The organism is Acutalibacter sp. 1XD8-33 (assembly GCF_003612555.1).
Classification (GTDB): Bacteria; Bacillota; Clostridia; order Oscillospirales; family Acutalibacteraceae; genus Acutalibacter.
The window spans coordinates 200,736-212,989 of the sequence record NZ_RAZF01000001.1 but is presented as its reverse complement, the minus strand read 5'-3'; the positions used below and the strand labels follow the sequence as shown (position 1 = coordinate 212,989).

At 56.6% G+C, this 12,254-nt stretch carries 13 protein-coding genes; all 13 read right to left on the bottom strand.

Annotation, left to right across the window (positions count from 1 at the left end; all coding sequences use genetic code 11):
• Window positions 1-2: 2 nt before the first annotated feature.
• The gene (locus D7X94_RS01090; protein ID WP_120425839.1) at window positions 3-986 is read right to left on the bottom strand and encodes an OmpA/MotB family protein; all 984 of its coding nucleotides are present in this window, start codon (window positions 984-986) and stop codon (window positions 3-5) included.
• Between the two features lie 287 nt (window positions 987-1,273).
• Window positions 1,274-2,089 carry a motility protein A gene (locus tag D7X94_RS01085; protein ID WP_120425838.1) on the bottom strand — a complete coding sequence of 272 codons (816 nt, stop codon included), beginning with the start codon at window positions 2,087-2,089 and terminating at the stop codon, window positions 1,274-1,276.
• Window positions 2,090-2,125: 36 nt separating this feature from the next.
• On the bottom strand, window positions 2,126-2,392 hold the full coding sequence (locus D7X94_RS01080; RefSeq protein ID WP_120425837.1) for a flagellar FlbD family protein: 267 nt from the start codon (window positions 2,390-2,392) through the stop codon (window positions 2,126-2,128).
• A 223-nt stretch (window positions 2,393-2,615) separates the two neighbouring features.
• Window positions 2,616-3,905 (bottom strand): flagellar hook-basal body complex protein, encoded by a 1,290-nt coding sequence (locus D7X94_RS01075; RefSeq protein ID WP_120425836.1) that lies wholly within the window; start codon window positions 3,903-3,905, stop codon window positions 2,616-2,618.
• Window positions 3,906-3,986: 81 nt separating this feature from the next.
• Entirely contained in the window at window positions 3,987-4,358 is a 372-nt protein-coding gene (locus D7X94_RS01070) for a TIGR02530 family flagellar biosynthesis protein (protein ID WP_120425835.1), read from the bottom strand.
• A 15-nt stretch (window positions 4,359-4,373) separates the two neighbouring features.
• Entirely contained in the window at window positions 4,374-4,976 is a 603-nt protein-coding gene (locus tag D7X94_RS01065; RefSeq protein ID WP_120425834.1) for a flagellar hook capping FlgD N-terminal domain-containing protein, read from the bottom strand.
• A gap of 47 nt (window positions 4,977-5,023) precedes the next feature.
• Complete coding sequence (locus D7X94_RS01060; RefSeq protein ID WP_120425833.1) at window positions 5,024-6,196, bottom strand: flagellar hook-length control protein FliK; 1,173 nt, start codon at window positions 6,194-6,196, stop codon at window positions 5,024-5,026.
• Between the two features lie 73 nt (window positions 6,197-6,269).
• A complete protein-coding gene (gene fliJ, locus D7X94_RS01055) occupies window positions 6,270-6,731 on the bottom strand; it encodes a flagellar export protein FliJ (protein WP_120425832.1) in 462 nt (153 codons plus the stop codon).
• Between the two features lie 108 nt (window positions 6,732-6,839).
• Entirely contained in the window at window positions 6,840-8,147 is a 1,308-nt protein-coding gene (gene fliI / locus D7X94_RS01050) for a flagellar protein export ATPase FliI (RefSeq protein ID WP_120425831.1), read from the bottom strand.
• A 22-nt stretch (window positions 8,148-8,169) separates the two neighbouring features.
• Window positions 8,170-9,009, bottom strand: a complete 840-nt coding sequence (locus tag D7X94_RS01045) for a FliH/SctL family protein (protein ID WP_147401636.1) — start codon at window positions 9,007-9,009, stop codon at window positions 8,170-8,172.
• 124 nt (window positions 9,010-9,133) lie between these two features.
• Window positions 9,134-10,249, bottom strand: coding sequence for a flagellar motor switch protein FliG (gene fliG, locus D7X94_RS01040; RefSeq protein ID WP_120425829.1), 1,116 nt, complete (start codon window positions 10,247-10,249; stop codon window positions 9,134-9,136).
• Window positions 10,239-11,879, bottom strand: a complete 1,641-nt coding sequence (fliF, locus tag D7X94_RS01035) for a flagellar basal-body MS-ring/collar protein FliF (RefSeq protein WP_120425828.1) — start codon at window positions 11,877-11,879, stop codon at window positions 10,239-10,241. The genes fliG and fliF overlap by 11 nt, the downstream gene beginning before the upstream one ends.
• Window positions 11,880-11,926: 47 nt before the next feature.
• Window positions 11,927-12,226: a flagellar hook-basal body complex protein FliE gene (locus D7X94_RS01030; RefSeq protein WP_120425827.1), complete on the bottom strand. Its 300-nt coding sequence runs from the start codon at window positions 12,224-12,226 to the stop codon at window positions 11,927-11,929.
• Window positions 12,227-12,254: the final 28 nt, after the last annotated feature.

The window sequence follows — 12,254 nt, the reverse complement described above, 5'->3', positions numbered from 1 at the left end:
GCCTAACCCTCCTGGCCTTCGCCGCTGGATTCTGCCGGGCTGCCGGAATTATCCCCGCCGCTCGCAGCGCTGGAACTACTTGAACTCTGGTTGCCGTCTGTGCCCTCGGAGCTGCTGGAGCCTTCCGCCGGCTCGGGCGTGGCGTAAACATCGCTGGTCTTGCCGGGGCCGTCCTCCCGAAGGGTGGTGTACTGCTCCAGGGCGTCGCCCAACTTATCCATCAGATCCTTGCCAGTGATCACCATCTCCACCCGGCGGTTCTTCCAGCGGTTTACATCGTCATTTTCCGCCACAGGCCGGTGCTGGCCGTAGCCCTGACTCACCAGTCTGGCCGGGTCAACCTGGCAGTTCTCCTGCAAAAACGCAGTCACCTGGGCAGCCCGTTCAGAGGCTAACATACGGTCGTCCTCTACAATATTAGGATGGTCATAAGCCTGGGCGGTATGGCCCATAATTCGGATCTCATCAATGGAATCCTTCGCCTCTGTCAGCATAGGGGCGATGCCCCGCAAAAGCTCCTGTCCCTCATTAAGCAGAAAATAGCTATCTCCGGCAAAAAACACCGCGTCCGCGAAAGAGAGATAGATGCCCCCGTCACCCTTGGTAATCTCCACATTCTTGCCAAGATCCCTCTGGTCCAGGTACTCCTTCATCTGTTGGTAGAGCTTTTCAATATTGCTGTCAATGGTCTGCTGCTCTTTTTCTTTTTCCTTCATGGCCTGCTCCAGAAGGTCCGAGGGGTCCGCAACGCCGGGATTATTCTCGTTTTCCTCCTGAAAAGGCCCGCTGGACGTACCTAACCCTGGATCGGTGGGGGTTGACAGTGCGTTGGGGTTAAAGCTCATCGCCACCTGTTTCCACTTCTCCTCGTCTATGGTGGACATGGAGTATAGCAAGACGAAAAAGCACAGAAGCAGCGTAACCATGTCGCCATATGTATCCATCCAGTTTGCGCCGCCTTCTCCGCCTCCGCTTTTCTTTTTCATGTCGCGCCTCCATTCCTTAGAAACTCTTTTTCATATGCCTAAGCTTTGGGAAATTATCCCGCTTTCCGCGCCGGCGAATACCGCTTCGCCGGATATGGGCGCGCCCATGCCCTGCGAAGCGATACCCTAAAAGTTCGGGTAGCAGCCTCCGCTTCGCCTGCCTTTGAGAAAAGCCAACCTCCGGCATTGAATCATTATACCAAATTTCTTCCCCTTACGTCAAGAGCATCCTGCGTCTTTTGCAAGGAAAGTGCTGCTATATTTCCCAGGTGTTTTCCATTGGAGAATTATTCTCCGCCGCCCTTCCCGGAACCGTCAGCTAACTTCTCCCTCTGCTTCTGAGCCACAAAGGTGAGCAGCTTTTCCCGCAGCAGCTTGGGGTTTTCGCCGGCCTGGATACAGGTGATGCCCTCCACGATGATCATCTTGTTCAGCACCTCTTCCGAGTCCCGGATGCGCAGGTTGTTGGCAACGGGGCCGAACACCATATGGGCCAGGATGCAGCCGTATAGGGTTGTAATCAACGCCACGCTCATCTGGGCACCGATATTGCTGGAACCCTCTGTGGGGTCCATGGTTTTCAGCATGTTGATCAAGCCGATCAGGGTGCCCACCATGCCAAACGCCGGAGAAACCGCTGAGGCCTTGTCATACATGGCCGCCGCAGCGCTGTGCCGGTCAGACATGCACTCAATGTCATTTTCCAGGGTGGCCCGCACACGGTCGGGGTCGTTGGCGTCCACAATCAGCATGATCGCCTGCTTGAAGAAGGGATCCTCCTGCTCGTTGGCCTTTTCCTCCAGGGCCAGCAGGCCGTCCTTACGGGCGATTTGGGCCAGGTCCACCAGCTGGTCGATGATGTATTCGGGCTTCTGCTTCACGTTTTTCAGCATCACAGCAAAGTGCTTTGGAATGCTTAGGAATGTCTTTAGCGGGAAGCTGGCCAGCACGATGGCGATGGAACAGCCGATGGTGATCATGACGCTGGCGCCGTCAATAAAGTTGCCCAGCTGCGACCAAGTATAGGGGGGAAATCCCCCGGCCATGCCCAGTATCAAAACCGCAATAGCCAGCACAAGGCCGATGATATAGCTAATGTTCATAGGTCCTTCACCTTCATTTTGAAATTCTCGGCCTTACTATCTCCGATAGCCAGGTCGCTGGGTCGAGGTCCGCCCGGCAGGCCCGGGCTTGGGGTTGTCGTTCACGGAGATTTCCCGGTGGATATCCTGCACCTTGGCATTGTAGTCCCCGATGCGGCTGATGATATCCTGAACCGTCTCCTGAACCAGATAGAAGTCCCGGTTCATCATCACAATCTTGGTTTCGGGTATCAGCTCAATGCATTCAATTTGCAGGTGGTTTACCAGAAATCTTTCTCCGCTGGTCTTTGTCAGCATGATCATGACGCTCGTCTCCTCTTAAATACAGCCCGCCCTGGGGAAGGCCCCTCGCCTCCCCCGGGCGCGGCATTCTTTCTTCTTGGGAACTCTGAAAAGCAAATGCTTTGAAGTGCAATTCGGGCTTTTGTGCTCTGGATTGAATCAAATTCCCAGTCTGGACGCGCTCCAGCCGCCAAAACAGCGCCTTTAGTGAAAGCGCAGCCGTTCTAATCTACATTACCGGGATTTAGCGCTTCATGTTCACCAGCTCTTCCAGCATGCTGTCGGTTACGGTGACGATGCGGGTGTTGGCCTGGTAGCCGCGCTGGATCATAATCATATTGCTGATCTCGCTGGCCAGGTCGGTGCCGCTGCTCTCCAGTCCGCCGCTGATGAGCTTGGTGGTGCCGCTGGAAATAATCCTCTCCTCCGCCCCGGTCATGTCGTGGGTGGTGGCAGCCGGATCGTAGAAGGGGCTCTCCGGGTCGTCAGTGTTCTTCACGGAGAAGCCGACGGAAGTCAGGCTCACGTCTCCCGCGCCGTCCAGGGCCTTGTAGTAGTGGCCGTCCACATGGGTCAGGCCGTTGGGGTTATCCACCTTGGCGATGGCGATGGTGCCCACCACAATGGCCTGACCAGAACTGGTGGTGCAGGTGATCCGGCCGGTGTTCTCGTCGATGCTGATGCTGTCCACCTTGCAGCGCCGGCCCTCGCACTTGGTGGGGTCGTCCACGTCCTTGACTTCGCCGGTTGTCTTGTCGTAGGTGGGATACAGGGCGTCGCCCAGCTTGGTGACGGTTTTCTTACCCGTCACATTGCCATTGGCGTCCTTGATGTCCTCCTCCACCAGACTGGCCATCATGGGCAGTCGGATGGCGGTGAGGGTGGGGGCCGGGGTGTACTCGTCGATCACCTTGACCTTATAGGCGCCTGTGGTGGCGTCCACGTCGGTGACCTGCACCAATTGACCGTCCTTGTCCAGATAGTAGTTTCCAGCCGTGATCGTCGGGGCCGGGTTGGCGTCCAGACGTGGAGGCAGCTTGGTGGGATCTCCCATCTGCGCCTCATAGATGGGATTCTTTACAGAGAGGAAGCCGTACACCACCTGGCCCTGGCCGTCCACCAGATAGCCCTGGTTGTCAAACTCCAGGTTGCCCAGGCGGGTGAGGAACATATCCGACAGCTTATTTGTGCCGTTCTTGCCGAAGGTGGCCGTCTTGTCGCCCACAATCAGCATGCCGTCGCCGTCGATCATCACGTCGGTGGCTCTGCCTGTGGGGGTGTAGTTTTTCGTGCTCATATCCAGGTCGATCGTACCGATGGAAGAGCCGTAGCCGTTCTGGGCGGGGTTCTTGCCGCCCAAAAGAGCCGAGCCGTTACTGCCGCCCCGCACTGTGGTATAAAGGGCCTCCAAAAACGTGTACCGGGTAGCCTTGTAGGCGTTGGTGTTCACGTTGGAAATGTTCTGGCCGATTACATTCAGCGCGCTCATATGGGCTCTCAAACCAGCTACGGCCGCATACATTGCACCTGTCATTTCGTTACATTCTCCTTTTCTCCCGGCACGTCAGCCGCGGACCATTCGGGCCCGCGGCTCTAGCGCCCCTTTCGGGACCCGCTAGAGAAGCACCGCGCCGTCAATATTGGTAAAAACGTTCTCTTTCATCTCGTCCTGGTTCATGGTGGTAATCACCCGCCCGTAGGGAACGTTGATGATGAAAGCCTGGGTGGCGTTAAACGCCAGGATGTTTTTCGCGCCCTTCTCCTGGGCTTTTTCCACGGACCCCGCCAGCTGCTCCATCAGCGCGGGGGTCAGCTCGATCCCTCTCTCCTCAGCGCGGCTCATGGCGTGCTTAGAGAAATTGATCCCTGACTTTTCCTGCCGTACCTGCTCCAGCATCTGGCCGAAGCTGGCCTTGGAGGGGGCGTTCTGGGCTTTTTGACTTTGCTGGGGACCTACGGCCCCAACGCCCTGTACGCGGTTTATCATACCCCTCGCCCTCCGTTACACCCGCTGGGTGTTTTCTGTGCCTTCCGTACCTTCTGTGCCACCGGACTCAGAGCCGCCATTCTCCTCTGCGCCGCCTTCTGCTCCTTCTGTACCTCCAACGCCTTCCGTACCCTCGGATTCATCTGCGCCGGGCTCTTTCAGGTCCTCCTTGGCAGGCAGACGGCCAACGGCCATAATGTCGCTGAGATAGTAGCTCTTGTCGCCAATAAATACCACCTGCTGTCCGTTCAGGGTGCCGGTGCCGGTGACAGTGCCCACAATCTCTTTGAGCTCTTTGCCGTTATATTCGCCGATGGTAACCTCCTTGCCCACCAGAGAAGCCGCATAGGTCAACACTGTGGAATCGTCGATCAGCGTGCTGATGCTCGTAATCGCCTGCACCACGGACATCTGCACCATCTGATTCATCATGTCGGTGGTTGAAGCCGCGTTGTCAATATCCTGGTTCTGGAACATGGCCACCATTAACGTCAAAAAATCTGTCATGTCCAGTTCGCTGCCGGCCTTCTTGTTGGTGCTCTGGGTGGCCTTTTTCACCGCGCCTGTCTCCAGGTTCTGGCGGTTGTTTACGTCCATCATGGATGCTGTCGCATTCATGTGCCTCTCTCCTTTCTATCTAGATTTTTGGGTTCTTTCAGAGGGTTTTATTTCTCTTCCAGGCCAATGAGGCCCAGCCGCAGCTGCTGTAAAAAGTCAGTGGTGTTGTTCTGATGCCTGCGGCTTTGCTGCTGCTTGTGCTGTTCCTGGTGCTGGTTATGCCCGTCCGGATTCAAGAATTGGCTACTGTGCTCCTGCTCTCTGGGCTGCTGCACCTCCACCTGCACCGGGCTTTGAGTGTGGATGTTCATCAACTCCTGCAGGTTGGCGCTATGCCTTTGCAGGATGCTGGCCGTTTTCTCGGTAGCGGCCGTCAGCATAACAGCCAGCGAACCGTCCGCGCCCCGGGTGATCTCCACCAGCACCTTGCCCAAATTGGCGGGCTCCATCTGGAATTCCACCATGGACTCTCCCTGCTGAAGCGCCTGGCTCAGTTGGTCCCGCACCTGGGTGAGGACCTCCGTCTCCTGGGGCTCCGCAGGCTGGTAGTTTTCCGCCACCTTCACCGGCGCGGCATTCACCTGATGGAACACCGGCTGGCTTTGCTGCCACACGTCCGCCGTCTGGGTATCCTTTTCACCCTCCGGCTTGGTGTCGGCTTTCACTTGGCTCTCCACTGTCTGAGCGAGTCCAGCCTGCTGACCGTTCAGCTCCGGCTGCGCCTCCTGCTGGGGCGCGGCGGCCTTGGCCTCCACTGCCTCGGCTTTCGGCTCAACCTGTGCCTGGAACTCCCGGACCGGCGCATCCGCCTGGAAGGCTTCCTGCGGTCGGTTTCCCTCTGTGACCGGGGCTTCCGGATAGCTCTCCACTTCGGCTTCCCCAGGTTGCTCCTGAAGAATATCTTCCACCGGGGCGGGCTCCATCATGACAGCACCGTCTCCCGCAGGCTCCTCAGCCACGGGGGCAAGAAGCTCAAACGGCACCACGGGCTGAGAAGTTACCATCGCGGCCGCTACTTCGTAGCCCTCCGCTGGAATTCCCTCTCCCTTGGTGCTGTTTTTCTGGGACTCTTCCGTCTCCTGCTTTTCCTGTCCTTCGTCTTTCTTGGTGGTTTTCTGGTCCTTAGCTGGATCCTTTTTCTGGGTTCCCGCAGCTTTGCTCTGCTCCCGAAGCATCGCCTCAAACTCCGCGCCCTCCTGGCCCGGCTCAGTCAAAGCGTCGCTTTGGGCAGCCCGAACAATCTCAGCCGCCAATCCCTGAATCAACATATTTACATTCATCGCGTTCACCTCCCTTCTAAATGATATGCTATATATTATGCCGGTTGACCCCAAATTCTATAGGTTCCCGGCCTTATACGCTCTGTTGTTCCCGGCTTGCCGCCGAGCGCCTGGCCATTACCAGGTCGTCAATCTCTTTTTCTTCGGCCTTCGCCGCCGCCGCGTCATACTCTCCCCGTTTGATGTCCTTCAGCTTCTCCAGAGACTGTGTCTCCTGCTTGGCCTCTACCAGACGGGCCCGCTTCTCCTCTTCCAGTTTTCGCAGCTCCCTCAGCTTTTCCGCCTCCCGGCGCACCGTACGCTCCAACACTTCAATTCCTGTTTCATACTTCATGGCGTCCGCGATTGTCAGGCCCTCCGCTTTCTTCTGGCGATACTCTTCTTCGCAGGCCACGCGATTCCTGGTTGCCTGCTCCAGCACGCCCTCCTGCTTACGTACCTGAGCCAACGCCGTGCCGTGCTCTGCCAGCCGGATATCCAATATCTGCGTCTTATATCGCAACACGGTATCCAACTGGAACCGGAACTTTTTCATGGCGGCCACTCCTTCCCCATAGGTATCCTATACTTTATGCGAAGGAAATGTGCGATGCCGTTTCCTTCAAAAAGCACAGACTTCTACAAATTTGGCCTCTCCTTGCAACTATCGCCCGCTTAAAATGCGGTCCATCTGCTCAAGGCACTGTTCATAGCTAAAGGCCTCTGTCGTGCCCTGCATGAGAAACTCGTTGATTTTGTCGATTTTTGTCAATGCAAAGTCCAGCTTTGGATTGGTCCCGGCCTTGTACGCGCCGATGGATACCAGATCCGCATTCTGGTTATAGGTGCTCATAATGTCCCGGAGACGGGAAGCCATCTGCTTATGCCGGTCGTCTACCAGCTCTACCATCAAACGGGAAATGCTGGCCCCAATGTCAATGGCCGGATAGTGGTTGGCCGCGGCAAGGCTGCGGGTCAGCACAATGTGTCCGTCCAAGATCCCTCGCACCGTATCCGCGATGGGCTCGTTGGTATCGTCTCCCTCCACCAGTACCGTATAAATCCCGGTGATAGAACCCCGTTGAAAATTTCCGCTGCGCTCCAAGAGCTTGGGCAGCTCCGCGTAAATCGACGGCGTATAGCCTCGGGCCACTGGGGGCTCACCCACCGCGAGTCCTACTTCCCGCTGAGCCATGGCAAATCGGGTAAGGGAATCCATCATCAAAAGCACATCCAGCCCCTGATCCCGGAAATATTCCGCAATGCCTGTGGCCACCGTAGGGCACTTCTTTCGCAGCATAGCCGGCTGGTCAGAGGTAGCCACCACCAGCACAGAACGGGCCATGCCCTCCTCGCCCAGGTCTTTCTCCACAAACTCCAAAACTTCCCTGCCGCGTTCTCCTACCAGGGCAATCACGTTGATATCCGCCTTGACGTTTTTGGCGATCATCCCCATAAGCGTGCTTTTCCCCACGCCGGACCCGGCGAAGATCCCCATACGCTGTCCCTTACCAATGGTAAGCAGGCCGTCTATGGCCTTCACTCCAAACTCCATGCGTTCCCGGATGGGCGGCCTTGTCAAGGGATTTATGTACTCGCTACCTAAAAAATAAGTATTGCCTCCAGAAAAGGGCCCCTTGTCATCAATTGGCTGTCCCAGAGCGTTGATGATCCGCCCCTTGAGGAAGGGCCCCACTCTGAGCTGAAGCTGATGGCCCGTGTTACGAACAAAATTTCCAGAAGAAATGCCCGTCATTTCCGCATAAGGCATTAAGAGCATCCGGTCGTTTTTAAAGCCCACCACCTCGGCAGGCACCTGTCCGCCGGATTCTCCACTATAAATGCGGCATATATCCCCTACCGCAGCCCGGCCGCCGCTGGCTTCAATAGACATGCCCACAATATTTTCAATCTTCCCGGTGTGGCCTATGGTTTCGGCCTGCCGCACCTGTTTTATGATATCTTGAAACATAAATTCACCGTTTCGGCATTTATCAGCCCGGCCAGCCGGATCTGCTGCCATCGGGCTCAGAGTTAGAAATCAAGCCCCGCAGATTATCCAGTTGGGTAGACACGCTGGCGTCAATAATCTCATCTGGCATTTCAATAATACATGTGCCGGACTCATCGTCCGCCATGGGGATAACCCGCACCCGCTCAGACAGCCTGGACAGAGCTTCCGCCAGTTCTGGCACTGTGGACGCGGAGGCCCTGGCGTCGCAATCTGCGATATAGACCTGCACCCATTCGCACCGGCGGCGCTTCGCCGTCGCTGACTCGATCATACGGATCAGGATATCCCCGCTGCTTTTCAGGCTCACGCGAATTACCTTTTCCGCAATGGCCAGCGCTAACTCTTTCAAGTCCTGCTTGCTGTCCTCCAACAGCCGGTCCCGCAACCGCACAGCTTCTTTCAAAAACTTCTGCACGTCCTGCTCTTGGGCCGCAGCCATTTCCTCCAGCTGCTTTTTCGCCTCCAAACGGCCTTCGGCCACTCCCTGGGCAAAACCCATATTGTAGCCGTCCTCTTTGGCGACCTTCCGCAGCTGTTCCAACTCGGCCTGAACCTCCTCCAAAGCCTTGGCCTTTCGCTCCTCTGCCTCTTTCTCTGCCTGGGCCAAAATGGCCTCCGCCTGAACCTGGGCAAAATCCACCGGTGAAGGCTCTTGAGGCTCCGGCTCCGGTTCTTCCCGCAGGTGATCCACCACCGCAGACTCCGTCTGGACGCTCTCCTCCGGCTCCGGCTCGGGCTCAGAAAAAGCGAGGTCCTCCGCGTCCGGAAACACATATTTGTCCGCAGTCACATTCAGTAACCGCTTAAAAATTCCCGGCATGTAGAAAACCTCCTTTCTAAAGAAAATATCCCAGCATAGGGGGCGGCTCTCATCCATTGCAACCTCCGGCGATTGCCGCCCTTTTCCGCTCTATATTCACATCCAGCCCTCTGCCAGTCGCCCATCACGCGATAATGTCGTCTTTGCCGCCCTTCAGGATAATAATTTCGTTCTTGGCCTCCAAATCGCGGATCAGTCCCACAATACGCTGCTGGGCCTCGTCCACGTCCTTCATGCGCACATTGGTGGTAATCTCCAGGTCGTCCTTGATAGACTCCGCCATACGGGTGGACATGTTCTTGAACAACTTGTTGGCGAGCTCTGCGCTGGCGGGCTTGAGGGCCAGCACCAGGTCGTGGGTGTCGCAGTCCCGCACAAAGCGCTGCACCGAACGGTCGTCCATGGTGAGAATATCCTCGAACACGAACATGCGCTTGCGGATCTCGTCGGCCAGCACAGCGTCGTACATGGTGAGGCCGTCGAAAATGCTCTTCTCGCTGACCCGGTCCACATTGTTCATCACATCGGCCACGAAGTCGATGCCGCCCACCTGGATATTGCTGCTGCTGAAGATGTTGGCGAACTTGTTGGACATTTCCGCCTCAATGATCTTCACCGCCGCGGGAGAAGCGCTGTCCATGGTGGCAATGCGCTCCACCACCTTGATCTGAGTATCCGGCTCTAACTGGGCGATTACCGCCGCCGCCTTATCCGGCTCTACATAGGAGAGCACCAGGGCGATGGTCTGGGGCCGTTCGTTCTGTAGGGCGGTGAACAGATCCTTTTCTCCCGCCTTGTTCATAAAGGAAAATTCCCGGTTCTTCAGGGATTTCGTCACCTTACCCAGAAGCTCATTGGCTGTTTGGGCTCCAAACGCCTTTTCCAACACAGTGCGGGCGTACTCCAATCCGCCCTCTGTCACCGCCTTGTTGGTCATGCACATTTGGTAGTACTCGTTGAGCACCGCTTCGGTGGAGTCCGCGTCCAGATACCCCAGCTTGGCAACCTCCAGGGTGATCATTTCCACGTCCTCAGGCTCCATATATTGATACAGCTGGGAGGCCTTATCCACTCCTAGGGAGACAATGACCGCCGCTGCCTTCTGGGCGCCGCTCATGGCCTGTATCAGGGATGTCTGGGGGGGCAACTCGGGTACAGCGACCTCTTCTGGGGGAGGGGGCGCTGCCGCTTCTCCCTTTTTGGCCTTTTTCGGCTTTTCCACCTTGACCTTATCCGCCATTGCCCTCTTCATCTCCCCTCAGCAGAGTCTTAATCGCCTGAGCCGCAATCTCCGGATTGCTTTCGGCCAGCTCGCGCACGCTTCTGCGCAACTCCATGCTCTTCTCAGTGTGTACATCCATAATATCCGCGCCGGCCGGCTCGACCGCTTCCTCATTCTCTTCCATCTCCAAAGGCTGCTCTGGACCAACTACTACCGCAGGCTCCAGCTGCTGAAGCCTGCGCCGGCTGTGACTGCGTCCCAGCAAAACGAACACCAGAAACACGGTCATGAACAAGAACAATCCGGCTAGCAGGGCCAGGTATACCCACAGGGGAATATCCGCCAAAGGATTGGCCACCGGCTCCGTAACAGCCGGCTGGTTCTCCTCCGGCGAGTAGAAGTCATGGCTGATGACGGAAATCTTCTGATCCTGCACATTGGCATTGATGCCTACCGAACGAGCCACATGGGCCACCAGGTCCTGGGGATTGGTGGTGTTGGGCACCCGGCTGTTGATGCTAACGGCAATGGTCACGTCATCTATGTATCCGCCGATGCGCTCCTGCTGGGTCGTCGTCTTGTTGTTTTCAAATTCGGTTTCACCGCTCACCTCCAGGGCGTCCTCGTCTCCGGTAGGGGTGTATTCCTGCACATAAGTATTCAGATCGGCGTTGGGAGCTGCACCCACCACGCCGCCAGCATTGCCCTCACCTCTGGCCACTCTGCCGGACCAAACCTTCTTGCCGATGATTCCCTCGCCACCTGTATTGCCTCCCGCCCAATCGGGCTGGGAATAGGTGGTGGACTCGGAATATGAGGTGCTCATCTCCACCGTAGTATTGGCCGAGACGGAGACATTCCCTTCGCCGAACATGGGCTCCAACACATCCAAAACCTGGCGGCGAAGCTTTTTGTTCCACTGGTCCTCCAGATCCAGCTTCATGGCCGCAATGGTCTTGACGTCCATGTTGTCAGAACCGTCAAAGGAGTTGCCCTGGCTGTCCCGAATATCCACGTCGTCGATAATCAAACCCTTTACCGCGTGGCTCACGATGGCACGAATAGACTCCGCCAGTTTGGCGTTCATGGCGGCCCCGTCCTTCATGGTAACCACCACGGAGGCGGAAGCATTTAGGGGTTCGTCCTGGCCCAGCACGAAACGCCTGTCCTCTCCCGGAGCGATATTCACCACCGCGTCCTGCACGCCCTCAAGATAGCGGATCGTGGCGGCCAGGCGGTTGTTGGTTTCATATAATGCCAGCTGCGCCCTGTCAGATTCGGTAGACAGCGCGCTAATATGGGTGAGATACAGGGAGTAGTCTGTGCCGCTTTTGGGATAGCCCTCCGCGATCAGCTGGGCCCTGAGCTGCGCCTCCTGGCTAGCGGGCACCATGATGGTATCCTCGTCCTTGATGAGGATGTCCGTAATCCCGTTATCGCTCAAATATTTGGTAATGGAGCTCATGTCCTCAGCGTTCAGGTCGGTAAACAGCTCCTTATAGTCTGTATTGGAATTCCATGACAGCCACACTGCCAAACCCACCAGAAGCACCACGATAACCGCGATAATGGCGGCTTTTACCGTTTTGCTCAAGCCGCCTACAGTGTCTTTGACTTTGGCCCACATATCTTTCGCTTTGTCTTCCACTTGCGTATCCTCCTCAGCCCGGCTGTGGGTAATCTATACGCACGGCTTTACAGGCTGATGCGCATGAGCTCATTGTAAGCCTCCAGCGCCCGGTTACGCAACTGGACCAGGAGGTTTACAGAAAGCTCATATTTACTGCTGGCCAAAGACAGGGCTGCCGGATTATCCAGCTGGCCTGTCGCCATCAGGTACTGCATTTGCGTCTTGGTCGCGTCCGTCTCCTTCACATTGTCCACGGCAGACTGGAATATACCGGCAAAGCCGCCCTCCAGTCCGAGAGCACTTTTCTGCTCTGGAGCCTGAGCCCCCTCTATAGGGAACAGCGGAGTAATAGAACTGGTAATCATTCTTGCAAAACTTCCTTTCCCACATCAC